This is a genomic window from Caulobacter rhizosphaerae (genome assembly GCF_010977555.1).
Classification (GTDB): Bacteria; Pseudomonadota; Alphaproteobacteria; order Caulobacterales; family Caulobacteraceae; genus Caulobacter; species Caulobacter rhizosphaerae.
In genome coordinates, this window is sequence record NZ_CP048815.1 from 2,165,264 (window position 1) to 2,190,228 (window position 24,965).

Annotated in this window: 28 protein-coding genes, 1 tRNA gene and 1 pseudogene; 19 read left to right on the forward strand and 11 right to left on the reverse strand. The window is 67.4% G+C overall.

All coding sequences use genetic code 11. The features are described from left to right. Nucleotides 1-61: 61 nt before the first annotated feature. From dapA to G3M57_RS10090, 3 genes are all read left to right on the forward strand, one after another. Nucleotides 62-946, forward strand: coding sequence for a 4-hydroxy-tetrahydrodipicolinate synthase (gene dapA, locus G3M57_RS10080; protein ID WP_056759913.1), 885 nt, complete (start codon nucleotides 62-64; stop codon nucleotides 944-946). Further along, the gene (smpB, locus tag G3M57_RS10085) at nucleotides 946-1,404 is read left to right on the forward strand and encodes an SsrA-binding protein SmpB (RefSeq protein ID WP_056759915.1); all 459 of its coding nucleotides are present in this window, start codon (nucleotides 946-948) and stop codon (nucleotides 1,402-1,404) included. The genes dapA and smpB overlap by 1 nt, the downstream gene beginning before the upstream one ends. A gap of 116 nt (nucleotides 1,405-1,520) precedes the next feature. Beyond that, a complete protein-coding gene (locus G3M57_RS10090; RefSeq protein WP_163230293.1) occupies nucleotides 1,521-2,315 on the forward strand; it encodes an SDR family oxidoreductase in 795 nt (264 codons plus the stop codon). An 11-nt stretch (nucleotides 2,316-2,326) separates the two neighbouring features. Here the strand turns inward: G3M57_RS10090 and G3M57_RS10095 are convergent, their stop codons facing one another. Further along, nucleotides 2,327-2,998 (reverse strand): spermine/spermidine synthase domain-containing protein, encoded by a 672-nt coding sequence (locus G3M57_RS10095; RefSeq protein ID WP_056759919.1) that lies wholly within the window; start codon nucleotides 2,996-2,998, stop codon nucleotides 2,327-2,329. A 117-nt stretch (nucleotides 2,999-3,115) separates the two neighbouring features. Between G3M57_RS10095 and G3M57_RS10100 the strand changes: the two genes are divergently transcribed. The 5 genes from G3M57_RS10100 (at nucleotide 3,116) to G3M57_RS10120 (ending at nucleotide 11,447) form a co-directional block, all read left to right on the forward strand. Further along, nucleotides 3,116-3,892, forward strand: a complete 777-nt coding sequence (locus G3M57_RS10100; protein ID WP_163230295.1) for a class II aldolase/adducin family protein — start codon at nucleotides 3,116-3,118, stop codon at nucleotides 3,890-3,892. 29 nt (nucleotides 3,893-3,921) lie between these two features. Beyond that, a complete protein-coding gene (locus tag G3M57_RS10105; RefSeq protein WP_056759923.1) occupies nucleotides 3,922-4,689 on the forward strand; it encodes a hypothetical protein in 768 nt (255 codons plus the stop codon). Nucleotides 4,690-4,806: 117 nt separating this feature from the next. After that, nucleotides 4,807-5,934, forward strand: a complete 1,128-nt coding sequence (locus G3M57_RS10110) for an efflux RND transporter periplasmic adaptor subunit (protein WP_056759925.1) — start codon at nucleotides 4,807-4,809, stop codon at nucleotides 5,932-5,934. Further along, a complete protein-coding gene (locus tag G3M57_RS10115) occupies nucleotides 5,934-9,077 on the forward strand; it encodes an efflux RND transporter permease subunit (protein ID WP_163230297.1) in 3,144 nt (1,047 codons plus the stop codon). Before G3M57_RS10110 ends, G3M57_RS10115 begins: the two co-directional genes overlap by 1 nt. Nucleotides 9,078-9,092: 15 nt before the next feature. Continuing rightward, a complete protein-coding gene (locus tag G3M57_RS10120) occupies nucleotides 9,093-11,447 on the forward strand; it encodes a transketolase (protein ID WP_163230299.1) in 2,355 nt (784 codons plus the stop codon). On the opposite strand, the gene G3M57_RS10125 is transcribed toward G3M57_RS10120, so the two are convergent. Both G3M57_RS10125 and G3M57_RS10130 read right to left on the reverse strand, forming a co-directional pair. After that, entirely contained in the window at nucleotides 11,444-11,803 is a 360-nt protein-coding gene (locus G3M57_RS10125; RefSeq protein WP_056759931.1) for a nuclear transport factor 2 family protein, read from the reverse strand. The two genes, G3M57_RS10120 and G3M57_RS10125, sit on opposite strands and share 4 nt — an antisense overlap. A 105-nt stretch (nucleotides 11,804-11,908) precedes the next feature. Then, the gene (locus tag G3M57_RS10130; RefSeq protein ID WP_163230301.1) at nucleotides 11,909-12,409 is read right to left on the reverse strand and encodes a c-type cytochrome; all 501 of its coding nucleotides are present in this window, start codon (nucleotides 12,407-12,409) and stop codon (nucleotides 11,909-11,911) included. Nucleotides 12,410-12,701: 292 nt separating this feature from the next. Here G3M57_RS10130 and G3M57_RS10135 point away from each other — a divergent pair, with 292 nt between their 5' ends. From G3M57_RS10135 to G3M57_RS10145, 3 genes are all read left to right on the forward strand, one after another. Beyond that, nucleotides 12,702-13,193: a GcrA family cell cycle regulator gene (locus G3M57_RS10135; protein WP_056759935.1), complete on the forward strand. Its 492-nt coding sequence runs from the start codon at nucleotides 12,702-12,704 to the stop codon at nucleotides 13,191-13,193. Nucleotides 13,194-13,229: 36 nt separating this feature from the next. Continuing rightward, entirely contained in the window at nucleotides 13,230-13,463 is a 234-nt protein-coding gene (locus G3M57_RS10140) for a hypothetical protein (RefSeq protein WP_163230303.1), read from the forward strand. 257 nt (nucleotides 13,464-13,720) lie between these two features. Then, the gene (locus tag G3M57_RS10145; protein WP_056759938.1) at nucleotides 13,721-14,245 is read left to right on the forward strand and encodes a MarR family winged helix-turn-helix transcriptional regulator; all 525 of its coding nucleotides are present in this window, start codon (nucleotides 13,721-13,723) and stop codon (nucleotides 14,243-14,245) included. Nucleotides 14,246-14,260: 15 nt separating this feature from the next. On the opposite strand, the gene arfB is transcribed toward G3M57_RS10145, so the two are convergent. From arfB to G3M57_RS10160, 3 genes are read right to left on the reverse strand one after another with little or no spacing between them, the layout of a single operon-like run. Next, nucleotides 14,261-14,683 (reverse strand): alternative ribosome rescue aminoacyl-tRNA hydrolase ArfB, encoded by a 423-nt coding sequence (gene arfB / locus G3M57_RS10150; protein ID WP_056759940.1) that lies wholly within the window; start codon nucleotides 14,681-14,683, stop codon nucleotides 14,261-14,263. Further along, complete coding sequence (locus tag G3M57_RS10155; protein ID WP_056759942.1) at nucleotides 14,680-15,135, reverse strand: YaiI/YqxD family protein; 456 nt, start codon at nucleotides 15,133-15,135, stop codon at nucleotides 14,680-14,682. Before G3M57_RS10155 ends, arfB begins: the two co-directional genes overlap by 4 nt. After that, nucleotides 15,132-16,040: an alpha/beta hydrolase gene (locus tag G3M57_RS10160; protein ID WP_163230305.1), complete on the reverse strand. Its 909-nt coding sequence runs from the start codon at nucleotides 16,038-16,040 to the stop codon at nucleotides 15,132-15,134. The genes G3M57_RS10155 and G3M57_RS10160 overlap by 4 nt, the downstream gene beginning before the upstream one ends. A 483-nt stretch (nucleotides 16,041-16,523) precedes the next feature. On the opposite strand from G3M57_RS10160, the gene G3M57_RS10165 reads away from it, so the two are divergent. Together G3M57_RS10165 and G3M57_RS10170 are read left to right on the forward strand one after the other, a co-directional pair. Continuing rightward, nucleotides 16,524-16,703, forward strand: coding sequence for a hypothetical protein (locus G3M57_RS10165; RefSeq protein WP_156402324.1), 180 nt, complete (start codon nucleotides 16,524-16,526; stop codon nucleotides 16,701-16,703). Between the two features lie 137 nt (nucleotides 16,704-16,840). Beyond that, on the forward strand, nucleotides 16,841-17,065 hold the full coding sequence (locus G3M57_RS10170) for a hypothetical protein (RefSeq protein WP_163230307.1): 225 nt from the start codon (nucleotides 16,841-16,843) through the stop codon (nucleotides 17,063-17,065). Between the two features lie 75 nt (nucleotides 17,066-17,140). On the opposite strand, the gene G3M57_RS10175 is transcribed toward G3M57_RS10170, so the two are convergent. After that, nucleotides 17,141-17,216, reverse strand: a tRNA-Thr gene (locus G3M57_RS10175). 135 nt (nucleotides 17,217-17,351) lie between these two features. Between G3M57_RS10175 and G3M57_RS10180 the strand changes: the two genes are divergently transcribed. Together G3M57_RS10180 and G3M57_RS10185 are read left to right on the forward strand one after the other, a co-directional pair. Continuing rightward, the gene (locus G3M57_RS10180; protein ID WP_163230309.1) at nucleotides 17,352-18,671 is read left to right on the forward strand and encodes a serine hydrolase domain-containing protein; all 1,320 of its coding nucleotides are present in this window, start codon (nucleotides 17,352-17,354) and stop codon (nucleotides 18,669-18,671) included. A gap of 122 nt (nucleotides 18,672-18,793) precedes the next feature. Beyond that, nucleotides 18,794-19,561, forward strand: coding sequence for an SDR family oxidoreductase (locus G3M57_RS10185; RefSeq protein ID WP_163233688.1), 768 nt, complete (start codon nucleotides 18,794-18,796; stop codon nucleotides 19,559-19,561). A 44-nt stretch (nucleotides 19,562-19,605) separates the two neighbouring features. Here G3M57_RS10185 and G3M57_RS10190 read toward each other — a convergent pair whose 3' ends face one another. Together G3M57_RS10190 and G3M57_RS10195 are read right to left on the reverse strand one after the other, a co-directional pair. Then, on the reverse strand, nucleotides 19,606-20,457 hold the full coding sequence (locus tag G3M57_RS10190) for an arginyltransferase (protein WP_056759954.1): 852 nt from the start codon (nucleotides 20,455-20,457) through the stop codon (nucleotides 19,606-19,608). 123 nt (nucleotides 20,458-20,580) lie between these two features. After that, a complete protein-coding gene (locus tag G3M57_RS10195; RefSeq protein ID WP_035078292.1) occupies nucleotides 20,581-21,480 on the reverse strand; it encodes a flagellar motor protein MotB in 900 nt (299 codons plus the stop codon). A gap of 116 nt (nucleotides 21,481-21,596) precedes the next feature. Between G3M57_RS10195 and G3M57_RS10200 the strand changes: the two genes are divergently transcribed. From G3M57_RS10200 to G3M57_RS27945, 3 genes and pseudogenes are all read left to right on the forward strand, one after another. Then, nucleotides 21,597-22,460 (forward strand): NAD(P)-dependent oxidoreductase, encoded by an 864-nt coding sequence (locus G3M57_RS10200; RefSeq protein WP_163230311.1) that lies wholly within the window; start codon nucleotides 21,597-21,599, stop codon nucleotides 22,458-22,460. After that, nucleotides 22,460-22,825, forward strand: a complete 366-nt coding sequence (locus tag G3M57_RS10205; protein WP_163230313.1) for a ribosomal maturation YjgA family protein — start codon at nucleotides 22,460-22,462, stop codon at nucleotides 22,823-22,825. Before G3M57_RS10200 ends, G3M57_RS10205 begins: the two co-directional genes overlap by 1 nt. Before the next feature lie 337 nt (nucleotides 22,826-23,162). After that, a pseudogene (locus tag G3M57_RS27945) lies at nucleotides 23,163-23,269 on the forward strand (hypothetical protein); the annotation flags it as partial. Nucleotides 23,270-23,562: 293 nt separating this feature from the next. On the opposite strand, the gene G3M57_RS10210 reads toward G3M57_RS27945, so the two are convergent. Beyond that, nucleotides 23,563-23,820 (reverse strand): aa3-type cytochrome c oxidase subunit IV, encoded by a 258-nt coding sequence (locus G3M57_RS10210; protein WP_056759958.1) that lies wholly within the window; start codon nucleotides 23,818-23,820, stop codon nucleotides 23,563-23,565. A gap of 138 nt (nucleotides 23,821-23,958) precedes the next feature. Here G3M57_RS10210 and G3M57_RS10215 point away from each other — a divergent pair, with 138 nt between their 5' ends. Beyond that, nucleotides 23,959-24,387, forward strand: a complete 429-nt coding sequence (locus G3M57_RS10215; protein WP_163230315.1) for a hypothetical protein — start codon at nucleotides 23,959-23,961, stop codon at nucleotides 24,385-24,387. On the opposite strand, the gene G3M57_RS10220 is transcribed toward G3M57_RS10215, so the two are convergent. Beyond that, entirely contained in the window at nucleotides 24,384-24,773 is a 390-nt protein-coding gene (locus G3M57_RS10220; protein ID WP_163230317.1) for an NUDIX hydrolase, read from the reverse strand. The genes G3M57_RS10215 and G3M57_RS10220 overlap by 4 nt on opposite strands. Between the last annotated feature and the right edge of the window lie 192 nt (nucleotides 24,774-24,965).

Genomic DNA, 24,965 nt, shown 5'->3' on the forward strand with positions numbered 1-24,965 from the left:
GTCCGCCCCCATCCTCTGGCCGCAACCGTCGCGGCGCGTTTCTCACGGCAAATTGCAAGTCATGGCTCATTCTCCGTTCAAGGGCGTCATTCCGGCGCTGGTCACGCCTTTCCGCGACGGCGCGGTGGACGAGAAAGCCTTCGTGGCCCTGGTCGAGCGCCAGATCGCCGGCGGCGTGCACGGCCTGGTGCCGGTCGGCACCACCGGCGAGACCGCGACCCTGAGCCACGATGAGCACAAGCGCGTTGTCGAACTGTGCGTGCAGACCGCCCGCGGCCGCGTGCCGGTGATCGCCGGGGCCGGCTCCAACTCGACCGCCGAGGCGATCGAACTAGTCGCCCACGCCAAGGCCGTCGGCGCCGACGCGGCCCTGGTGGTTTCGCCCTACTATGTGCGTCCTAGCCAGGAAGGCGTCTACCAGCACTACAAGGCGATCAACGACGCCGTGCAGTTGCCGGTGCTGGTCTACAACGTGCCGGGCCGCACAGGGTCGGACATCGCCAACGAAACCCTGGAGCGGCTGTCCAAGCTGCCCAACATCGTCGGCATCAAGGACGCCACCGGCGACCTGACTCGCGCCAGTTTCCAGCGGATCATGTGCGGCCCGGACTGGGTCATGCTGTCGGGCGACGATCCGACCGCGCTCGGCTACGTGGCCCACGGCGGCCACGGGGTGATCTCGGTGACCTCGAACGTGGCGCCGGACGCCTGCGCCACCTTCATCAACGCCTGCCTGAACGGCGAGTGGGAGACCGCGCTCTACTGGCAGGATCGCCTGGTGCGGCTGCACAAGGCGCTGTTCCTCGACGCCTCGCCGTCGCCGACCAAGTTCGCCATGGCCCACCTGGGCCTGTGCGAGGCCGACGTGCGCCTGCCGATCGCCCCGTGCAGCGACGCGGTGAAGCCGGCGATCCTTGAGGCCATGCGCGAGGCGGGTCTGGTCTGATGACCAAGCCGATCGCCGAGAACCGCCGCGCGCGGTACGACTACTTCATCGAGGAGACCGTCGAGGCCGGGCTGATGCTGACCGGCACCGAGGTGAAGTCGTTGCGCGTGGGCCGGGCCAACATCGCCGAATCCTACGCTTCGGTCGAAGGGCGCGAGATCAAGCTGATCAACGCCGACATTCCGCCCTATGGCCACGCTAATCGCTTCAACCACGAACCCCGCCGCCACCGGAAGCTGCTGCTGCACCGCAAGCAGATCGACAAGCTGATCGGCGCGGTCCAGCGCGACGGCCGCACCCTGATCCCGCTCAAGCTCTATTGGAATGAGAAGGGCTTGGCTAAGCTGGAGATCGGCCTGGCCAAGGGCAAGAAGAACCACGACAAGCGCGAGACCGAGGCCGCCCGCGACTGGCAGCGCGACAAGGCGCGGCTGATGAAGGGCGACCGGGGGGACTGAGGCGCCGGGTTCTCCGCGAGCCGCAAGACCTCGGATCACGCCTGCGATGGGTGGGGCCGCAGGGGCGCCCGTCGGATCCGCCTTCGACAGAATGCGGCGCCTCAACGGAGCGCGCCATGGATCTGGGTCTCAACGGAAAGATCGCCATCGTCGCCGGTGGGAGTCGGGGCTGCGGACGGGGCGTGGCGGAGGAACTGAGCCGGGAAGGCGCGCGGGTCGTGCTGTCGGGCCGGCTGGCCGACAAGGTGGACGAGACGGTCGAGGCGATCCGCGAGAGCGGGGGCGAGGCGACGGGCGTGGTCGCCGACATGACCACCGAGGCCGGTTGCGCGACGATCGTCGACGCCGCCCAGCGAGCGTACGGCGATTGCCAGGTCCTGGTGGTCAATTCGCCGGGGCCGTTTCCCGATCCCGTGACCAACCGGGGACGCGGCTTCGACAATTGCGCCGACGACGTCTTCAGCGAGACCCACCGCAATTTCGTGATGAGCCAGGTCTGGCTCGCCCGAGCGGTGATCCCCGCCATGCGGAGCGACGGCTGGGGCCGCCTGGTCAATATCGGCTCCATCGCCATGAAGACGCCGCACCTTGAGGACCCAATGCCCGCGGTCAACACGCGCGTGGCCGTCGCCGCCCTGATGAAGAGCTTGGCCCAGGAGTTCGGGCCGTACGGGATCACCGCCAACACCATCGCCACGGGCCCGTTCGACAGCGAGCTGTCGCGCGAGTATCGCGCCTCGGGGACCGGGGTGAAGACCGCCGAGTGGTACAGGGCGATGCTGCCGGTCGGCCGCTGGGGACGTCCGGAGGAGATGGGCGCCCTGGTCGCCTTCCTTTGCTCGACCCGGGCGAGCTTCCTGACGGGGGAGACCATCCGCATCGACGGCGGCTACACCAAAAGCCTGTTCTGAGCCTCTGCCCCTCAGGGTCGCGTCGCCATCCAGATCACATGCCGCGCACCGCGTCCCTTGTGGGCGCGGACGCCGATCTCCTCCACCCCGTAGCCGGCGCGTTTCAGGCGCTGGGTGAAGGCGCTGTCGCGGGTCGAGGACCAGACCTCCAGCACCCCGCCAGGGCGCAGGGCGCGCTTGGCGGCGGCCAGGCCCGTCGGGCTGTAGAGGCCGTCATTCTCCTTGCGGCTGAGGCCGCCAGGCCCATTGTCGACGTCCAGCAGTATGGCGTCGAAGGCCGCTTCGCCGGCGCGGATCGGCTCCCCGACGTCACCCTGGTGAATGCTGACCCGGGGATCGTCGAGGCTGGCCCCGTGCAGGTCCGCTAGCGGGCCCCGCGCCCAGGCGACGACAGCCGGCACGAGTTCGGCCACGACAATCTCCGCGTCGGCTCCGAAGGCGGCGAGGGCGGCGCGCAAGGTGAAGCCCATGCCCAGCCCGCCGATCAGCACCCGCGCCCTGGGGCGTTGGCCGACGCGCTCGAAGGCCAGGGCGGCCATCGCCTCTTCCGAGCCGCTGAGCCGGCTGTTCATCAGTTCGATGCCGCCGGTCATGATCGAGAACTCGGTCCCGCGCCGCATCAGCCGCAGGTCTTCGCCGTCGCCGGGCACCTGGGCGGTGTCGAGATGCTGCCAGGGGATCATGGGAACGCGTTCCGAGGAGAGGGGGACGAGTGTCCCTCCCTCGAACGGCCGCTTGACGCAAGGACCCAGCGGCGCGACCTTCAAACCTAACAATGATAACCTACGGAGGATCCGCTCATGGCCGACGGTGCATCGCCCATCGCCACGTCGCTCAAGGACAAGGTCAGCGAGGCCGAATGGAAGGCTCGCGTCGATCTGGCCGCGCTCTATCGCCTGGTCGCCGTCCACGGCTGGGACGACATGATCTTCACCCACATCTCGGCCCGCATTCCCGGACCGGAGCACCATTTCCTGATCAACCCCTACGGCATGTTCTTCGGCGAGATGACCGCTTCATGCCTGGTCAAGGTCGACCTGGACGGCAATGTCATCGACAAGACGCCGTACTTCATCAATCCGGCGGGCTTCACGATCCATTCGGCGGTCCACGCCGCCCGCGAGGACGCCCATTTCGTCATGCACCTGCACACCGATCAGGGCGTGGCGGTGTCCGCAAACAAGGAAGGTCTGCTGCCGCTGTCGCAGCATTCGCTAATTGTCTTGCCTCAGCTCGCCTATCACGACTATGAAGGCATTGCGCTCAACCTTGACGAACGGGAACGCCTGGTGGCCGACCTCGGCGAGAAAAAGCTGATGATGCTGCGAAACCACGGCACCCTGTCCGTGGGGACGACGGCGGCCGAGTGCTGGTTGGGCATGTTCTTCCTGGAACGGGCCTGCGCCCAGCAGGTGATGGCGTTGAGCGCGGGTCGCCAGAACGTGCTCGAAGCGCCGGACGCCGCCCAGGCCGAGGTCCGCAGCCAGACCGGCATGGGCATGGGCATGATCGCCGGCCTGGCCTGGCCGGGCTGCTTGCGCAAACTCGACCGGGAGTCCCCCGGTTACGTGGATTGACGCCCAGGCGTCGAAAACGAAACGCCGCCGTGGCTCTCGGGGCCGCGGCGGCTTTCTTTTGCGCGCTGAGCGGGGTGTTCGGGCCGGCCTGGGCTGGCGCCTGGCCCATGAAGGACGGCGAGGGGCTGGCCATCCTCAAGTACGAGGACCAGAAGGCCGACACGGGCTTTGGTCCGGACGGCGTGGAGGTCGCGATCGCGCGCCGTCACGACCAGACCCTGTCGCTGTACGGCGAGTACGGCCTGACCGACCGCCTGACCCTGCAGGCCAAGACGGCCCTGACTCGCGGCCACGACGATTTCGTCGATTATGAAGGGCTGGGATCCGTCGAACTGGGTTTGCGGTACGCCTTGCTGCACACGGATCGATCAGTCGTCAGTCTTTATCTGGGCGCCGCCCGGGACGGCGTGGGGCGCAACGCCGGCTATGCGGCGCCGGGACAGGGCGCCACGGACCTTGAGGCGCGTCTGCTGGCGGGAACCTCTGGCCAGTGGCGAACCATGCAGGCCTTCGCTGAGTTTCAGGTCGCCCGCTTGAAACGAAGCGGCCTTGCCGACGAGACCAGGGTCGATGTCACCGCAGGGCTCAAACCTCGGCCCCGCTGGCTGTTGATGGCCCAGACCTTCGCCGGCCAGGCGGATTCACAGCCTGTCAGGTCGCGCTGGTGCAAGAGCGAGATATCCCTGACGCGCGACCTGGGCGTCTGGAGCCTGCAGGCTGGATGGCGTCAGACGATCCTGGGGCGTGAGACGCCGGCCGACCGCGGCCCGGTTGTGGCGGTGTGGCGGCGGTTCTGATATTTCAGAACTGTAATATTTGGTCATCCGTGTGTCACTGGACGCAGGCTAGGGCTGGCGGCTAATGAGCCGTTTTGTATTAGCTGAGCCGTTCCATTCCGGCGCCCGGAGCTTTTCGTGATCCGCAGACATTTCTTTCTGGTCGGAGCGGTGGTCGCTGTCCTGCTGATGCTGCTGGTCGGCGGGCTGAAACTGGCCTTCGGCGGGAAGGCGACGGGGCAGGGGGGCGCTGCCGGCGGACGCGCGACGCCGGTGTCGCAGGTCGTCGCCCAGCCGCGCGCCTTTACCGACCGGATCGAGGTGCTGGGCGTGGCCAAGGGCCGTCAGTCGGTGACCCTCACCTCGAACACCGCCGAGTTGATCACCGCCGTCCACTTTCGTGATGGGCAAACCGTCACCAAGGGGCAGGTGCTGGTCGAGCTGAAGGCCGACCAGGAGACCGCCGGCATCGCCGAGGCCCAGGCTCAACTGGCCCAGGCCGAGCGCGAATATACGCGGTGGAAGACCCTGGCCGACCGTGGCATCGCCCCGCGCGCCTCGGCCGAACAGTACATGGCCGCGCGCGACACCGCCCGCGCCGCCCTCGCCGCCGCCAGCGCCCAGAAGCTGGACAAGGTGATCCGCGCGCCGTTCTCAGGCCGGGTGGGCATTTCGGACATTGCGCCTGGGACCCTAATCAGCCCGGGAACACCCATCGTCAGCCTGGACGACGTCTCGCTGATCCGCGTCGACTTCTCCGTGCCCGACCGCTACCTGCCGATCCTACGCGAAGGGTTGACGATTACCGCCAAGCCCGACGCCTTGCCGGGCGAGAGCTTCACCGGCCGCATAGCCCAGATCGACACCCGGATCGACCCGACCACCCGCGCCCTGAAGGCCCGGGCCGAATTCCCCAACGCCGATGGTCGCCTCAAGCCCGGCATGCTGATCAAGGTCGGTATCGCTCAGGGACAGCGTCAGGCCGTGGCCGTGCCCGAGGCCGCCGTGCAGTTCGAGGGTTCCCAAGCCTCGGTGTTCCTGATTGCCAGGGGACCCAAGGGTCTGGTCGCTCGCCGCGCTTCGGTTCAGACCGGCATCGCCGCGGACGGCTTCATTGAAATCACCTCCGGCCTGAAAGCTGGCGACAAGCTGGTCGGCGACGGTCTCAATCGCGTGCAGGACGGCGCGCCGGTCAACGCCGGCGGCGGGAAGCCCCAGGCGGGCCCTCAAGCTGGCCAGGGTGATCGCAAGCAGAAGGCCGGCTGATGCTTTCCGACCTTTCCGTTCGTCGGCCGGTCTTCGCCGCAGTCGCGGCGATCATCCTCTGCGTCATCGGCCTGGCCGCCTTCAAGAGCCTCCCGATCCGCGAATTGCCGAGCGTGGATCCGCCGGTGGTGTCGATCTCGACCGCCTATCGCGGCGCCTCGGCCGAGGTGATCGAAGAGCGGATCACCCAGATCATCGAGCGCCAGGTCGCCGGGATCCAGGGCATCGACCGTGTCAACAGCTCCTCGCGCGACGGTCGCTCGCAGATCACCATCACCTTCACGCTGGATCGCGACCTCGACGCGGCCGCCAACGACGTGCGCGACGCGGTCAGCCGGGTGGCGGCGAACCTGCCTGACCAAGCCGACCCGCCGCAGATCGCCAAGGCCAACGCCGACTCCTCGCCGATCATCGTCCTGAACCTAACCTCCAGCACCCTCAGCACCCTGGAGCTGGCCGACTATGCCGACCGTTATCTGGTCGAGCGGATGTCGACGATCCCCGGCGTGGCCCAGGCCAACCTCTACGGCGCGCCGCTCTACGCCATGCGCATCTGGCTGGACGCCGACGCCATGGCCGCGCGCGGCGTGACGGTCGACGATGTCGAGAACGCGCTCAACGCCCAGAACGTGGAACTGCCCGCCGGCGCCCTGGAAGGCGCCACCAAGGACTTCACGATCCGGGTCAGCCGCGCCTATTCCAAGCCCGAGGACTTCCTGAAGCTGCCCCTGCGCGGCGGTGACGCCGAGGGTTTCGTGGTCCGCCTGGGGGACGTGGCGCGGGTCGAGGAGGGGGCGGACGAACGCCGCAAGCTGTTCCGCGGCAATGGCGTTCCGCAGGTCGGCATCGCCCTGACCCGCCAGTCGCAGGCTAACGACGTGGCGATCTCGGACGCCGTCCGCAAGGAAGTCGCGACCATCAACCAGACGCTGCCGGCCGGCACGAAGATGATCGTGGCGATCGACAACTCGGTGTTCACCGCCGAGGCGATCCACGAGGTGTGGATCACGATGGGCATCTCGATCGCCCTGGTCGCTCTGGTCAACCTGCTGTTCCTGGGCAGCTGGCGCTCGGCCCTGATTCCGTCGATCGTCGCGCCGATCTGTATCCTGTCGACCTTCATCGTCCTGGCGCCGCTGGGCTTCTCGCTGAACCTGCTGACCCTTCTGGCCCTGGTGCTGGCCGTCGGCCTGGTGGTCGACGACGCCATCGTCGTGGTCGAGAACATTCAGCGCCGCGTCGACGAGGGCGAGCCGTCGACGGTGGCGGCCCTGCGTGGCACCCGCCAGGTGTTCTTCGCGGTCGTGGCCACCACCGTCGTGCTGATCTCGGTCTTCGCCCCGCTGATGTTCCTGCCCGGCTATATCGGCCGGCTGTTCGTCGAACTGGCTGTGGCCATCGCCGCCGCCGTGGGCTTCTCGGCGCTGCTGGCGCTGAGCCTGTCGCCGATGATGGCGTCCAAGCTGCTCAAGCCAGCCAGCGCCAACTGGCTGTCGCGCCGGGTCGACCGCGCCATGGACGCGCTGAAGGACAGCTACCGCCATTCGCTGGAAGGCCTGCTGGGCAAGGGCTCGGCCACTTTGGTCACCGGTCTTTCGGTGCTGGTCCTGGCGGTGTGCGCCGGCGGGCTGTTCGCCCTGCTGCCGCAGGAACTGGTGCCCGCGGAAGACCGTGGCCGCGTCGACGTGTCGATCAACGGCCCCGAGGGCAGCGGCTTTGACGCGACGGTCAAGGTCGCCGACAGGATCGAGAAGATCCTCGATCAGTATCGCAAGGATGGCGTGGCCGAGCGTACGATCATCACCGTACCGCGCTTTGGCCAGAGCCAGTTCAACACCGGCAACGCAGTCATCGCGCTCAAGCCGTGGGGCGAGCGTGACAAGTCGGCCGACGAGGTCGCCGCCGAACTCAACAAGAGCCTGTCGAGGATCACCAGCGTGCGAGCCGTGGCCTCGGTGCGCGGCGCCTTCCAGCGCGGCGGTGGCGGCGGCGGCGGCGGCGGCACCAATGTCGACCTGATCGCCGTCGGCAACGACTACGTCCAGCTTGCCAACTGGCTCAAGCCCATCCTCAGCGCCTCTCAGGCCAATCCGGGCCTGTCGCGGCCGCGCCTCGACTACGAGCCGACCGCGCCGCGATTGTCGGTGCAGATCGATCGCGACAAGGCCGCGACCCTGGGCGTTTCGGCCCAGTCGGTTGGCCGGGCGCTGGAGACCATGTTCGGCTCGCGCCAGGTGACGACCTACATCAAGTCCGGCCAGGAGTATGACGTCATCCTGCAGACCGCGCTGGAGCAGCGTCGCGGCATCGAGGATCTCAATCGCCTGCAGGTGCGGACGTTGTCCGGCGCCCTGGTGCCGCTGTCGACGGTGGTCACCACCGAGCTGCGGGGCGACACGCCCGATCGTCCCCGGGTGGACCGTCTCCGGGCCGTGACCCTGACCACCCAGTTGAACCCCGGCTACACGGTCGCCGACGCGGTGAAGTTCTTCCAGGATCAGGCCGCCGCCCATCCCACCCCCGGCGTCAGCGTCAAGTGGGGCGGCCAAGCCAAGGACTATCTGGAAGCTTCCGGCGCTGTGGGCCTGGCCTTCGGCCTGGCGCTGTTGCTGGTGTTCCTGGTGCTGGCCGCGCAGTTCGAAAGCTGGATCCACCCGGCCGTGATCATGCTGACCGTGCCGCTGGCGGCGCTGGGCGGGCTGTTCGGCCTGCTGATCACCGGCTCGACGATCAACACCTACAGCCAGATCGGCTTGATCATCCTGGTCGGCATCGCGGCCAAGAACGGGATCCTGATCGTCGAGTTCGCCAACCAGCTGCGCGACGAGGGCCTGAAGGTCCGCGAGGCCGTGATCGAAGCCGCCGCCCTGCGCCTGCGTCCGATCATCATGACCTCCATCTCGGCGGCGATGGGCGCCCTGCCGCTGATGCTGTGGGCGGGCGCCGGCGCCGGCAGCCGCAAGACGATCGGGGCGGTGATCTTCACCGGCGCGATCTTCGCGACCCTGCTGACGTTGTTCGTGGTGCCGGTGTTTTACAACCTGCTGGCCCGCTTCACGAAGTCTCCGGAGTGGACTTCGCGGCAGATCGAGGACTATGAAGCCCGCGAGAAGAGCGGGGAGGGGCATGCCTCACCCGTCTGAACCGGGTGAGGAAGCATGGCCGAGGCCGTATTGGCGGCGAAGCGGCAGGAGCTTGCGCTTCTGCGACGCATCGAGGAACGCATTCTCTGGCTGGCCTCGTGGACGATCCACAACGCCAACCATCTGCGTGAAAGCCGTGACGGACTGAAGGTCGGCGGTCACCAGGCGTCCTGCGCCTCGATGACCACCCTGATGACGGCGCTGTACATGAAGGCGCTTCGGCCGCAGGACCGGGTGGCGGTCAAGCCGCACGCCAGCCCGGTGTTCCACGCCGTGCAGCACCTATTCGGCCGCCAGAGCCTGGAGAAGCTCAAGGCCTTCCGGGCCCTGGGCGGCGCCCAGTCCTATCCCTCGCGCACCAAGGACACCGACGACGTCGATTTCTCGACCGGGTCCGTGGGTCTGGGCGTGGCTATGACCGCGTTCGCCTCCCTGGCCCAAGACTATCTGGCCGCCCGCGGCGCCGTGAAGCCCGAGAAGATGGGGCGGATGATCTCGCTGCTAGGCGACGCCGAATTGGACGAGGGCAACATCTACGAGGCCCTGATCGAGGCCTGCAAACACGACATCCGCAACACCTGGTGGATCGTCGACTACAACCGCCAGAGCCTGGATGCGACCACCCAGGACCGTATGTTCACCCGCTATGGCGAAATCTTCGAGGCCGCCGGCTGGACCGTGGAGACGCTGAAATGGTCCAGGCGCCAGCGCGAGGCCTTCGCCAGGCCCGGCGGTCCGGCTCTGCAGCAATGGATCGAAACCGCGCCCAACGACCTCTATGCGGCGCTCAGCTATCAGGGCGGCGCGGCCTGGCGCGAACGGCTGAACGCTGACCTGGCCGGGGACGCCGACGCCTTGAAGCTGGTCGCGGCGTACAAGGACATCGACCTGGGCGAACTGATGACCGAGTTGGGCGGTCATTGCATGGAGACCATCCTGGAGGCCTTCGATCGGGCGAGCCAGGACGATGCGCCGCGTTTCTTCATCGCCTACACAGTCAAGGGCCTGCGCCTGCCGTTCCAGGGGCACAAGGACAACCACGCCGGCCTGATGACAGAGACCCAAATCGCCGAACTACGCGCGCGGTTGGGCGTGATTGAGGGCGAGGAATGGGATCCGCTGTCGGGCCTCTCGGCGGCGGAGCACACAGCCCTCAAGGGGCTGGTGGCCAGGGCGCCCTTCGCGGCCAATATCGAGCGCGAGCACCTCGCGCCGGCGATCCCGACACCGTCGTCCGACGCTCTGTTGGCGGCTGTCTCGGGCGGCGGCGAACAGTCCACCCAGGCCGCGTTCGGCAAGGTGATGTTCGAGATCGCCCGCCGGGACGACGAGTTCGCCGGCCGTGTGGTGACTACTTCGCCAGACGTCACGGTCTCGACCAATCTCGGCGGCTTCGTGAACCGCCGGGGCGTGTTCCAGCGGCGGGCGCATGAGGACGTGTTCAAGCGTCGGCGCATTCCGTCGGCTCAGGTGTGGTCCAAGGCCGAGACCGGCCAGCATGTCGAGCTTGGCATCGCCGAGAATAACCTGTTCATCGCCCTGGCGGCCTTGGGCCTGACAGCGCCGCTGTTCGGCGAGCGGCTGTTCCCGGTCGGCACGCTCTACGACCCGTTCATCGCCCGCGGCCTGGATGCCCTGAACTACGCCTGCTATCAGGACGCCCGCTTCCTGCTGGTCGCCACGCCCAGCGGCCTGACCTTGGCGCCCGAAGGCGGCGCGCACCAGTCAATCGGCTCGCCGCTGATCGGCATGAGCCAGCCGGGTCTGGACAGCTACGAGCCGGCCTTCGCGGACGAGACGGCGGTGCTGATGGCCCACGCCTTCGACCGAATCCAGGCCAAGGACGGAGCCTCCACCTATCTGCGGCTGTCGACCCGGGTGATCGTCCAACCCGAACGCGCCGACGACGCCTGGCGTCATGGCGTCGTCGATGGAGCGTATTGGCTGCGCCCGCCAGCCCCCGGCGCTCGGCTGGCCATCGCCTATGCCGGCGCCCTGGCTCCGGAAGCGCTCGCGGCGTTCGAGGCGGTGCTGGAGGACGAGCCGGGCGCGGGCCTGCTGGCCGTGACTTCCGCGGACGTCCTGCATCGCGACTGGACCGCCGCCGGCCGTTCGCGCTGGACGAACGGCGGCCCGCGCACTTCGAAGATCGAAGCCCTGCTGGCGCCGCTATCCCGCGACGCGGGCCTGGTGACGGTGATCGACGGCGCCCCCTCGACCCTGTCCTGGCTGGGCTCCGTGCGCGGCATGCGGCTGAGGGCGCTTGGACTGGAGACCTTCGGCCAGTCGGGCGATTTGCCGGACCTCTACACCCGGTACCGCCTGGACGCCGACGCCATTCTGGACGCCTGCGCGGATCTGCTGGTCTAGGAGGGACGGTCCGGGCCCAACTCCACGCTTTGGATCAGCCCGTCCTGGACCGTGTAGGTCGCCGTCACCCGGCTGTCCGACCAAAGGCGGCCAGAGCGGTCGTGGACCGACACCTGCAGCTCGGCTTGTGCGCGCCCATCGGCCAGGGTTTGGATCGACAGGAGGTCGATGTTCGGGGCCAGGGTCTCAAACAGCCTGAGATAGAAAGCCTGCGCGCCGGCCGGTCCAACCACCTGGCCCTCGTCCAGATAGTTCCGGAACCGGGCGAGGGGATGGAAGAGAGCCGCGGCGGTCTCCGCATCCCGGCGGCTGATCGCCTCATGCAGTCGGAGGACAAGCTCGCGAGCGTCGGCCATCGTCAGGCCTTTCCGTGGAGCGCCAGCCTAACGACGCTCCATCGATCACAGGCCCTGTGGACCTTGGTCAGCGGCGCGCGCGCATCTTCCATGGGTTGCGCCCTATCAGCCTTTGGGAGGCTTGTAACCGGTTTCGACCTTCAGATAGGCGATCAGATCGATGCGGTCCTTGGGATCATGCAGGCCCGCGAAGGTCATCTTGGTGCCCGGCATGAAGCCGCGCGGGTTGTCCAGCCACTTGTCGAGATGTTCGGCGTCCCAATTGAAACCGGCGGCCGCGACGACAGGCGAGTACTTGTAGTCGGGCTTGCTGCCGGCCTTCCGTCCGAACACGCCGTACAGGTTAGGGCCTGTCATGTTCGGACCGCCTTCGGTGATGGTGTGGCACGAACGGCAGAGGGCGAACTTGCTCTGCCCGTTCATCAGGTCGCCGGTATTGTAGGGAGCGGGAAGGGCGGCCAGTAGCGCCTGCTTCTGGGCGTCCGTCGGCGCCGCCGCAGGCGCTGAACTTGCTGATCCGCCGTCGGAAGTCCCCGGGCTCGGCTTTGAACAACCGGCCAAAATGACACAGATGACCGCGGCGGCGGCGAGATGAACCTGACGCATTTACTCGTTCCAGACAGACATTATGCCGCAAGCTGTGCGGCGCGGCGCCGCATTCATTTTCTGGCCCATTTGTGGGCTCCGCATCCAATATATAACGTCGTTATCCGGTCAAGGTCTCGCCACGTTTCATCGAACGCCCTGCGACAACGCGCGTTATCTCACAGAATGTAAAAGCAAAATGCCCGATTACAAACCGTGGGTATGCACATAAAAAATTGACCAGAATTAACCATAAACGTACCCAGAGAGCGCCGGAGGGGCTGCTCCGGCGACCGGGTAGGAAAACAAGATCATGGACTGGAACGAAGAGCGGACCGCCACGCTTCGCAAACTGTGGCTTGAGGGTATGAGCGCCAGCCAGGTGGCGCGCCAATTGGGCGGCGTCAGCCGCAGCGCAGTAATCGGCAAGGTGCACCGTCTGGGCATCACCGTTCGTGAGGTCCCCACCCGTCAGCGCAGCGCGGTGCGGACCGCCGTTCGGGCCCAACCCCGGACCCGCACGATCCGCGACACCGCTCCTGTCCAACGCTCGGCGCTTCGCCTGGTCGAGGTCGCCGAGATGGCGCCGACCGCGAACATCCTGGGCCTGGAGATCCATTCCTGCCGTTGGCCGATCGGCAATCCGGACTCCCACGACTTCGGTTTCTGCGGCCGCGAAAAGACCGCCCGCGGTTCGTATTGCGACGAGCACGCCCGCGGCGCCTTCCGCAAGCTGGCCTCGCCGTCCGAGGTGAAGGCCTGGGCTCGCCAGCCGGCCGCGCATATCGAACGCCACACCGCCTGACGCCCAGCGCCGAATCCAAGCACCAGGACATCCCCCATGAACATGGTCTTGATCGAGAACACCGCCGGCAGCAGCCAGGTGATCACCATCATCGAAGAGTTCGCCGGTCACTCGGTGTCGCGCGACCTCAATCCAGGCGAGCACACCCGCATCCCGGTCGGTCAATTCAAATCGATCGTCGTACGCGAGACCTATCCCGACGACTGGTTGGCGCGGGCCCGTGCGCGCAACGCCACGATCCCCGCCGCGATCGCCAGCTGCGCCGCCTGATACGGCATCCGGGTCCTTTCTAGGGACATAGACGACCCCCGCGAACCTGTTCGCGGGGGTCGTTTCGTCTGGAACCCTATGGTTAGCGTAGCGTTAGCCACGGTCGAACGATGTTCGCTGTCGTTCGCGCCAGGGGGAACGGCGTCGAGTTCCAAATGCATGCAAATGCCCGCCTCCATTCGCGGGCAAGCGGAGCTGCGATTGTGTGCCGCTTCCGCGTGTGACATGAAGGCGCGCCATTTGGCGTGGGGGGAACCATGTCAGAGCAGAAGCAAGGGGAGGGCCGCGGTTTGCCGTTGCCGACCTATGTCAGCTATCTGATGTACCAGACCGAGCAGCACCGGCGCGCCCTTGCCGCAGACTGCATTGCGCAACACGGCTTGAGCTTCGCCAAGTGGGTGGCGCTGGCGTCGTTGGCGCGGTTCGGCGAGTGCTCGATGACTCGCCTGGCGCGGCTGTCCGCCGCCGATCGCACGACCCTGACCCGCTCAATCGATGGCCTGATCCGCGACGGTCTGGTCGAGCGCGGGACCCAGGCGTCGGATCGCCGCAAGGTCGTGGTCCGCTTGACCGCGGAAGGGCATGCCGTTCTGGGCCGCGTTCGGGAAGACATCCACCCGATCAACCAGGAGGTCTGCGCGGAACTGACTGAAGAGGAACAGGTCAACCTCGCGACCTATCTCCAGAAGATCCTCGGCGGATTGATCACCGAGCCAGAGTGGAAGCACGAAGTGCTGTCGTTCGGGCGCGGCTCGGCGGAGCCGATCTGGACCCGGGGCTAAGAGGCTGCTCCAGGCCTAGTCATCGCCCTTCGGCCGACCACGCAACGCCTTGACGCCCGAGCGCTTGCCCTTTGTCTCCAACCTTTTCAGTTTGCTGCTGTAGGTCGGCTTGGTCGGTCGGCGAGGTTTGGGCTTTTCGGTCGCGCGGCGGATCAGCTCGACGAGCCGGTCGCGAGCTTCCTGCCGGTTCATTTCCTGAGAGCGGCTGCCCTGGGCGAACAGGACGATTACGCCGTCCTGGGTCAGGCGGCTGCCGGCGAGGGCCTCGAGCCGCGTCTTGACGTCGTCGGGCAAGGTGGGGGAGTTGCGCACGTCAAAGCGCAACTCGATCGCCGTACTGGTCTTGTTGACGTGCTGACCTCCGGGGCCTGACGCGCGGGTCGCCTTTTCGACGATCTCGTCATCCTCGATCCTCAGCCAGGAAGTGATCTCGATCATCGGACCACGCGCTTGGCCTTGACCACCGCGGTGTCCAGCGCCTGCAGGAACTTGGAACGATCGGCGGCGCCGAAGGCCTTGGGGCCGCTCGTGATCTCGCCCATCGAGCGCAGATGCTCGCCGATCATCCGCGAGGCCAGGGCCGAGCCGATGGTGTCGACGGAGAACAGGCGCCCTGTCGTGCCCAGGGCCTGACCGCCCGCCTTCAGCACCCTGTCGGCCAGCGGAATGTCGTTGGTGATCACCACGTCGCCAGGACCGGCCCGCTCGGCGATCCAGTCGTCCGCCACATCGGGACCGGCGTCGACCACGATTTGCTCGATGGCGAGCGTTTGAGGGACGCGGATCCAGCTGTTGGAGACCACGAAGGTCTTCAGGCCGTAGCGCGCGGCGACCTTGTAGACCTCGTCCTTCACGGGGCAGGCGTCAGCGTCGATGTAAAGAACGGTCATGCGCCGTCTCGTAGCGCTTTCCCCAGGCGTTCGCCAAGCGCTGCGACGGCATCGACCGCCGCGGGCAGCACATGGGTGAAGTTGACGAAGCCGTGGGCTTGTCCCGGATAAACCTTCAGTTCCACCGGTACGCCCGCCGCCTCCAGAGCCTTTGCGTAGCTCACAGCGTCCGGGTGGACGGGATCGAGCAGGGCTCCGCTGACCAGAAACGTCGGCGGAGTCGCTGGACCGACGGCGTCCAGCAGGGAAGGCGCGTGGGCGGTCGCCAATTGGGCGTTGATATAGGCGATGGCCAGTCGTCCGATCAGGCGGGCGTCGCGCAGCAGGGTTTGGGCCCAGATCTCGTCATCCAGGTGGACCAGCGGGTAGAACAGGCCCTGGATCTTTACCGCACCGGGCCGCTGGCTATTGGCTTCGTGAGCCACCGTCGCGGCGAGATAGGCCCCGGCGCTGTCGCCGGCCGTCGCCAGGCGATCGACGTCGACGCCAAGTTCGGCGGCTTGGTCCTGCAACCAGGAAAAGGCCGCGCGGGCGTCCTCGATCTGCGAAGGAAAAGGGTGCTCGGGCGCCAGGCCGTAAGCCGCGGACACCACGCGGACGCCGGCTGCATGGGCCAGGCGCTGACAGAGAGCGTCATGGGTCTCGATATCCGAGATCACGAAGCCGCCGCCATGGAAGAACAGGATCGCCGGACCCACAGCCTCGGCATGCAGAGGCACATAGAGCCGCACGGCGCGTTTCCCGCTGGCGGCCGGATAGTCGAGGTTGCGGATCTGGGCCAGGCGCGGAAGCTTGCGGTCGCGGTGGGCGATGGCGAAGCGCACGGCGCGGCGCACGCGATCGAGGCCGAAGCGATGGGCGCCGGCCACCCGCTCGGCGAAGACGCTGGTCAGGGGCGCGTTCATCGATCCTCACCTTGGCCGTCGAGCGGTGGAAGGCTTAGCCGGCCTGGGTCCGGCTGTCCACGCGGCGCTCGGCGGTGTCGAATCGGCCGATGGACCGAACGATCCCGCGCTTGGCGTTCTTGGCTGTCCGGACAGAAGTCTTCGCCCAGGGTTTGGGCGCCAGTCGTGCTGTTGCACGCTTTCCGCACAAACGAAGGTTCTCCACAGCTTCACCATGGAGGGCGACGATCCTGCCCTTGATTGATGGCTCCGGCGCATTAGCTATCAACCCGTGGAGCCGCCCTTGGCGCTCCTGCCCTTCCTGGGCGTTTCCTCCCTAATGACTGCCCGGCCTTTGCGCCGGGCTTTTTTTTTGGCCGTTTCGTGGCCTGGGAAGCCGTGAGGCCAACGGCGTCGAAACAGATCGCAACACCGCGACAACATGGCGATGGGACGGTGCACGTGACCACTTCCGGTCGTCACCTCCAGGAGGACATGACGCACATGACTTTCCCAAAGCTGCTTGGAACCGCCACGCTCGCCTTCGCCGCCTTGAGCCTGGCGGCTGCGGCGCCCGCCTCGGCCGGCGAGCGCGACATGCACCACCGTCATGAGCACAAGGTCTGCAAGTGGGAGCGCCATCACGGCCATAAGCAGAAGGTCTGCCGCTGGGTGCATAACTGAGCCTGGATCCGGGCGGGGCGGGCGCCCGGATGTTCCTTACGGGTCATAGTTTGATCGACGCGCCCCGGCGCGCGCCGTAAACTCGGACTTCAAGCGACACCGCCGCACTGAACCGGCGGTCGCAGTGGAGACCGGGTATGGACAAGGCCGAAATCAATCGCGTCGTTGAGCGACACAAGGCCGAGCAGGAGGCCCTCGACCAGCGCCTGGAGGCCCTGCGTACCGGCAAGCTGCAAGTGGGTTCGCCGACGGAGGACGGCGGCGTGCGGGACGAGACCCATGTCCACATCAACGAATTGGAGCGCCTGCGTCAGTGGCTGGCCGAGAACGTCGCCCGCTACGAGGCTCTGTTCGGCGCCTAGCCAGGGCCTTGCGATCGCAAGCCATCGGCGCTCGTTCCGGCGCGGCACGGACGGCGATAGCCGTCTGATGGAAGGTGGTGCCGGTTGCAGGACTCGAACCCGCGACCTTCGGTTTACAAAACCGCTGCTCTACCAGCTGAGCTAAACCGGCCGACGCCGCTACGCCGAGCGGGGGTTCTCCTTAGCCGCAAGGATGGGGCGCGGGCAAGGGCGGCGACCAACCTGATCCATTGCCGTGTCGTCAAACCGGTCTAAGGTGCCTCAAACAGGTGTTCGTGAGGGGCGCATGCGTTTCTGGAGAGCGATGGCGACGGTGGCGGCGACCGCCGTCATGGCCTTGGCGGTCGATCCGGCCTGGAGCGCCCCCAAGCCGGCGCCGACCTTGGCGGTGGCCGCCCCCGACGCCGCGGGCTTTTCGCCCGAACGCCTCAAGCGCCTGGACGGCTACATGCAAGGGCTCGTCGACCAGGGCCACCTACCGGGCGCGATCACCCTCGTCGCCCGTCATGGCAAGATCGTCAGCTACCAGACCTTCGGCAAGACGGCGATCGGCGGGGCGCCGATGATCAAGGACACCATCTTCCGGATCTATTCCCAGACCAAGCCGGTGACCGGTGTGGCCATGATGATCCTGTTCGAAGAGGGCCGGTGGCGCCTCGACGATCCGGTGACCAAGTTCGTGCCCGAGCTGGCCAACCTGCGGGTCTACAAGGGGCAGAACCCGGACGGGACCTTCATTACCGAGCCAGCGGCGCGACCGCCGACCCTGCGCGAGATCATGAGCCACACCGGCGGCTTCGCCTACGGCCTGCGCACGGATCAGCCGGTCGAGAAAGCCTATCGCGACAGCGGGCTGCTGGGGTCCAAGACCCAGGCCGAATTCCTGACGGCCCTGGCCAAGCTGCCCCTGGCCAGCCAGCCGGGGACCGAATGGCGCTACAGCGTCTCGGTCGACATCCAGGGACTGATCGTCGAGCGGCTGTCGGGCATGAGCCTGGCCGACTTCATGAAGAGCCGCATTTTCGATCCGCTGAAGATGACCGACACCGGCTTCTGGGTTCCAGCCGCCAAGAGCGATCGTCTGGCGGCGCTCTACATGATCGACCCCAAGGCGCGGAAGCTGGTTCCAGCCGACAGCTTCATGGTGCTGGACGTCAGCAAGCCGCCGGCGATCGCCTCGGGCGGCGGCGGGCTGGTCTCGACCACGGCGGATTACGCCCGCTTCGTCCAGATGCTGCTGAACGGCGGCGAGCTGGATGGCGCCCGCATCCTCGCGCCTGGCACGATCGAGCTGATGGCGTCCAACCACCTGACCGACATCGTGATGGCCGCCCCGGACGCGGCGTTCTCGCCGGCCAAGGGCATGGGCTTCGGGCTCGACTTTGCAGTGGTCACTGATCCCGCCCGGGCGGGCACGCTGCGCGGCAAGGGGACCTACAGCTGGGGTGGGGCGGCCGGCACCTGGTTCTGGATCGACCCCAAGAACGACCTCTTCATGCTGGGCATGATCCACATCCTGGGCAAGGACGCCGATCCGGCCCTGGCCCATATCGACGATAACGCCGCGACGCTGGTCTATCAGGCCCTGGTCGATCCGGCGAAGTGATGACGGGAACGAGCTCGGTCCCCGGACACGTTGGGGAGCCGGAGTCATCGACCCGTTCTTCGACATCATCCAACGGCCGGGCGCGCTCGGCGCCGGCCCCATTCCGAAAGATCCCAGCCATGATGCAGAACCTGTTTTCCCTGAAGGGCCGCGTCGCCCTGGTCACCGGCGGTTCGCGCGGGATCGGCAAGATGATCGCCGAGGGGTTCCTGACCTATGGCGCGCGCCGGGTCTATGTCTCGGCCCGCAAGGCGGCCGCCTGCGACGCGACCGCCGAAGAGCTGTCGGCGATCGGCGAGTGCGTCTCGCTGCCGGCCGACGTCTCGACCCTGGAGGGCATCAACGGCCTGGTGGCGCGGATCGCCGAGCGCGAGGACAAGCTGGACATCCTGGTCAACAACGCCGGCGCGGCCTGGGGGGCGGCGTTCGACGAGTTCCCCGAGAGCGGCTGGGACAAGGTCGTGGACCTGAACATGAAGACGCCGTTCTTCCTGACCCAGGCGCTGATCGGCCACCTGCGGGCGGCGGGCAAGGAGCACGTGGCCAAGGTGATCAACATCGCCTCGATCGACGGCCAGTCGGTGACCACCGACGAGACCTATCCCTATGGCGCGTCCAAGGCCGGCCTGCTGCACATGACCAAGCGCATGGCGCTGCGCCTGGCGGCCGACAACATCGCCGTCAGTTGCATCGCGCCGGGCGCCTTCGCCTCGGACATGAACAAGGTGGCCCGCGACCATGCCGACGCTGTGTCCAAGGCCATTCCGGCCGGGCGGATCGGCACGACCGAGGACATGGCGGGGGCGGCGATCTACCTCGCTTCTCGGGCCGGAGACTATGTGACGGGGTCGGCCGTCACCGTGGACGGCGGGGTCAGCTTCGCACGGTGAGGTCGTGGCGGGGGACAGGCGCATGCGCCTGTCCCCAAGCGTAGCTAGGGCTTACCTGGCGACGGGAAGCCGCCCAGTTCGGCCGGCTCGGCGTCGCTGAGCTCGACGCCGGCGTCGGCGCCGCAGCCCACGGGCTTGGGCGGGCGGGCGCCGCGCTCGCGGGCCGACATCAGCGCCCAGCCGCCGGGCTTGAGGATCTCCAGCGGCGAGAAACGGGCCTTGTAGGCCATCTTCTCGCTGCCGGGCACCCAGTAGCCCAGATAGACATAGGGCAGGCCGTTCAACTGGGCCTGCAGGATGTGGTCCAGGATGATGAACGAGCCCAGGCTGCGCTTGATCAGGCTGGGGTCGTAGAAGCTGTAGACCAGCGACAGGCCGTCGGCGAGCACGTCGACCAGCACGCAGGCGATCAGGTCGCCCGGACCGCGGTCCTGCGAGCGCAGGCGGTATTCGATCAGGTGGGTGCGGACCGCCGTGTCCTCGACCATGGCCACGTAGTCGGGCCAGGTCATCTCGGCCATGCCGCCGTCGGCGTGGCGGGTCAGCAGGTAGCGGCGCAGCAGCTCGAACTGCTCCAGCGTGGCCTCGGCCTCGACCAGGTGGCGTTCCAGGTCGGTGTTGCGGGTCAGGACCTTGCGTTCCGAGCGCGAGAAGGCGTAGTCGGCGGCCGAGGCGCGGGCCGACTGGCAGGCGCGGCAGGTCTCGCAGGCGGGACGATAGGCGATGTTCTGCGAGCGGCGGAAGCCGACCTGGGTCAGGCTGTCATTGACGGTGGGGCCGTCGGACAGCGGCAGGTGGGCGAAGACCTTGCGCTCCTCGCGGCCGGGCAGGTAGGGGCAAGGCGTGGGCGCCGTGAGGAAAAAGCGCAGCTGTCGCGTCGGAAAATGCTGCGTCACGGAAAGCGTCCGATCCTCTAGTCGCCTAGCCCTCGAAGTCGGGCCGATAAGGGATTAGGCGGCATCCGCGGCGGTTGCGCAAGCGCCGCGACACCGCTGAGCGTCATCACGCCGCAGGCCGCCTCAGAGACCATCGGGAAGCACCGGCTTTTCGCGCAGGAGCACGATCGAGATGCGGCGGTTGCCGGGCAGGGTGGGGTCGTCCGCGTACAGCGGCTCGGAATTGGCCTTGCCCGAGACCTGGTAGATGCGGTCCTCGTCCACCCCGGCGCCGCGCAGCACCTGGCGCGAGGCGTCGGCGCGCTCGGCCGACAGCGACCAGTCGCTGTCCGAACGCTTGCCGGCCGCGCTGGCGCTGGTGTGGCCCGAAATAGTGATGCGATTGGGCAGCTGGTTGATCACCTTGGCCACGGCGCGCAGCAGGATGCGGGCGCGGTCGTTGGGCTCGCGCGAGTTCTCCTTGAACATCGAGCGGCCGTCCTGGTCGATCAACTGGATGCGCAGACCCTCGGGGGTCTGGTCGATCATGATCTGCTTGGACAGCTCGGCCAGTTCCGGCATGTCCTGCAGCGACTGGCGCAGCGACTGGGCGGCCGAGGCGAAGCTGTCCTGCTCCTTCTTGGCCAGGGCGTCGCGCAGGGCCTGCTCGCTGGCGGAGTCCAGGCTGGCCGAGGTCGAGCTCTGGCCGTCCTTGTCGGTCTCGGTGGGGGCCTCGGGGGCCATCTGCTGGATGACCGACATCTTGCCGTCGGCCTTGGCGCCGTCGTCGCCCAGCGAGGTGCCGCCCAGGATGCCGCCCGAGCCGCTGGTGCTGGACGAGATCGAGGCCGGGGCGAAATAGTCGGCGATGCCCTGCTTCTGCTCGGGGCTGGTGGTGTTCAGCAGCCACATCAGCAGGAAGAAGGCCATCATCGCGGTCACGAAGTCGGCATAGGCGACCTTCCAGGCGCCGCCGTGGTGCCCACCGCCGACGACCTTCTTGACCTTCTTGATGACGATCGGCTGTTCGCCGCTGACGGCCATTGCGCTTAAGCCTGCTTAACCCTGTTCGATCGAACCTGACGGCTGGACGTTAAAATGCCGTTGCGATCGGGGCCGCGAAGGGCGATGGACGGCCGTTGCCATGAGGAGTTTCGCGGATGAAGACGGCGTTTATCGGCCTGGGCGTGATGGGCTTTCCGATGGCCGGCCACCTGCAGGCCGCCGGCCACGCGGTGACCGTGTTCAACCGCAGTCCCGACAAGGCCGCGCGCTGGGTCGAGCGGCATGGCGGCGCCAGCCGCCCGACCATCGCCGAGGCGGTGACGGGCGCGCAGCTGGTGTGCCTGTGCGTCGGCAATGACGACGACGTGCGCGACGTCGTGGCGCAGGCGCTGCCGGCCATGGGGGAGGGCGGGGTGATCGTCGACCACACCACGACCTCGGCGACCGTGGCCCGCGAGATGGACGCCGCGGCCCGCGCCGTCGGCCGCTGGTTCGTCGACGCCCCGGTGTCGGGCGGCCAGGCGGGGGCCGAGAACGGCCAGTTGACGATCATGGCTGGCGGCGACCCGGCCGCCTACGCGCGGGTCGAGCCGGTGCTGGCGGCCTACGCCAAGGCCATCCGCCTGCTGGGGCCGTCGGGCGCGGGTCAGCTGACCAAGATGTGCAACCAGATCGCCATCGCCGGCGTCGTCCAGGGCGTGGCCGAGGCGTTGCACTTCGCCAAGCGGGCCGGCCTGCCGACCGACGACGTGCTGGCGGCGATCTCCAAGGGCGCGGCCCAGTCGTGGCAGATGGAGAACCGCTGGAAGACCATGTCGGAAGGCAAGTTCGACTTCGGCTTCGCGGTGGACTGGATGCGCAAGGACCTGGGCATCGCCCTGGCCGAGGCCGCCGTCAACGGCGCCAACCTGCAGGCCACGGCGCTGATCGACGGCTTCTACGGCGAGGTTCAGGGGATGGGCGGTCATCGATGGGACACCTCGAGCCTGGTGGCGCGGTTGGAGACGCCGAAATCCTGATGCCCCGTCTCCGCTGGGGCTACGGTCTCGCGGCGCTGGCCGTATTCGCCATCGAGGTGTTGATCGCGCTGTTCGTGCGCGACGCGGTGGTGCGTCCCTATGTCGGCGACGTGCTGGCGGTGGTCCTGGTCTATCTGGGCCTGCGCGCCGTGACGCCGCTGAAGGTCATGCCGGCCGTGATGCTGGCCCTGGCGATCGCGGTGATGGTGGAGTTGGGGCAGCTGTTCCATCTACTGGACGTGGTCGGCCTGGCTCATGACCGGCTGGCGCGCGTCGTGCTGGGCGGTGTCTTCGACATCAAGGACCTGGCTTGCTACGGGGTGGGAGCGGCCTGCTTGCTGGTGGGGGAGCGGCGATGGACATGATCTCTCGTCCTCACGCGGATCGCCGCTGAAGGTAGGGAAAGGGACGCGGAGCGCCGGACGACGTCCGGAGTTCTTTGAGTTTGTTACCGTTTCGACGAAGCCCGATCGCTCCGCGCGGCCGTTATCCGGAAGCCTGCGGCGCTGAGCCCTGTTGGGGCCTCGCCGCCTTGAAGCCTCCGGCGGGCGGGCCAGGTCAACGAACCCCGGTCCCGGACCGCGAGCGCGTCACCGCCCGCCTGTTGCTCCGCCGGCCCTCGCGCCACGTCGTTTTTGTGTTCCAGGCCCGACCGGCTCCAGAGACGCGAGGTTTGGTCCAAAAGGACCGCCGACAGAGCTTCCCGCTCGATCGCCCCCCGCCGCCGCATCGGTCGCTGGCCATGCGCCCTTTCCCCGCGACGAGGTGGGTACAGGATACGGGCGATCTGGAAGGGGGGGATAAGTTAGGTCGAGAAAGCTCAGAGTATTGAAATCCCGAAGCTTTGTTGCCTGAACGCCGAGCGTAAGTCGGGGACGTGCACTCATGGCGGGGCGTCGCGGATCAATCTACGGCCTCAGGGTGAGTGCATGTCCCCAACGCCATCCACGCCGCCATGGGACTTCAGCTCCGGACTCAGCGGATCCGTTGGGGACACGCACTCACAGCCAGCGCCCGCGAACCGGCCCACGCACCGCCGTGAGTGCGCGTCCCCGGCTGTCGCCGACGATCAGGCCAGGATCGGGGCCGTCAGGTCGGGGCCCTAGCGCCCCTCGACCCACAGGCTCAGTGGCTGCTTTTCCTCGTGGCGCACCAGGATCATGTAGCCGACCGCGAACACCACGATCCCGGCGATCAGGCCGCCCCAGAAGCCGGCCGAGGTCGCGAACCACAGGGTCAGGGTCGGGATGACGGTGGCCAGGCCCAGCATGCACCATCGCAGCAGGACGCTGAAGCCATGATAGGTCTGCTCATGGGCCAGCAGTTCGGGTTTTCCGGTGTCGTTGAAATCGGCGTCCATGCGTCACCTCCGCTTGTCGTTGAGGTTCAGACCGGGCCGTTTGTACGCGGCCTTCGGCCGAACACTGGGAACACCCTAAGCCCATTCCCGGTTTCGCGCGAGGCCTCGACCTTGACGGGCGCAGCGGGACCTAAGCCTATGTCGGCGCGAGGGGCGGGGCGGATCATCATCATGGCGGCGAGCGGCAATCTGACGGGCATCTGGCAGGGGCTCTATCACTATCCCAGGGCCCGGGCGCCGGTCGGCTTCACGGCCACCCTGATCGAGAGCGGCGCCTGGCTCAGCGGCTCGATCCACGAAACCGTCCAGGACGAATGGGGCGACTGGTGCGAGGCTTTCTCCACCCTGCTGGGCAAGCGCGCCGGCCAGGCTGTGACCTTCGCCAAAACCTATGACGGCGGCAATGGCTGGACCCACTCGGTCGGCTATGAGGGCGCGCTGAGCGACGACGCCACCGAGATCGAGGGCCGATGGTCGCTTCCCGGAAACGGGTCGGGCAAGTTCCTGATGATCCGGCCGGAAGGACGGCGGGCGACGATCCTGCGCGAGGCGTTCGAGCGGATCTAGGCGGCCAGCGCCGCCAGCACCGTCCGCATCAGTGGGGCCAGCACGATGTCGCCCGGCGTGGCGGGGTCGATCCAGGCCAGTTCCTCGATCTCGGCCTGGGCCGCGATCCGCCCCTCGACGGTGGCCAGATAGGTCGCCGCCCGCACGGTGAAGCCGGGTTCGTTGGCCGCCGGGGCCTCGAAGGCGCCCAGCAGGGTCGCGCTGATCAGCCGGCAGCCGATCTCCTCGTCCAGTTCGCGCGCCAAGGCGGTCAGGTCGTCCTCGCCGGGTTCACGCTTGCCGCCCGGCTTCATGAAGATCGCCGTGCCACGCTTGCGCACCACCAGCATGCGGCCGGCCGCGTCGCGGATCACGGCGGTGACGATGTCGATGCTGGGCCCGGTCATGCGTCCAGCTTAGCGGCGCGCGAGATTCGCGTCGCCAGGCGCCGGACGGCTAGGCGTTTAACGTTGAGGCGGCGCCCTCGTCCTTCGACAGGCTCAGGATGAGGGCTACTTGTAGGGGCGGTTCAGTAGAGTTCCTCATCCTGAGCCTGTCGAAGGACGAGGAATTCGGCCCAAGACCGTCAACTGTCCGCA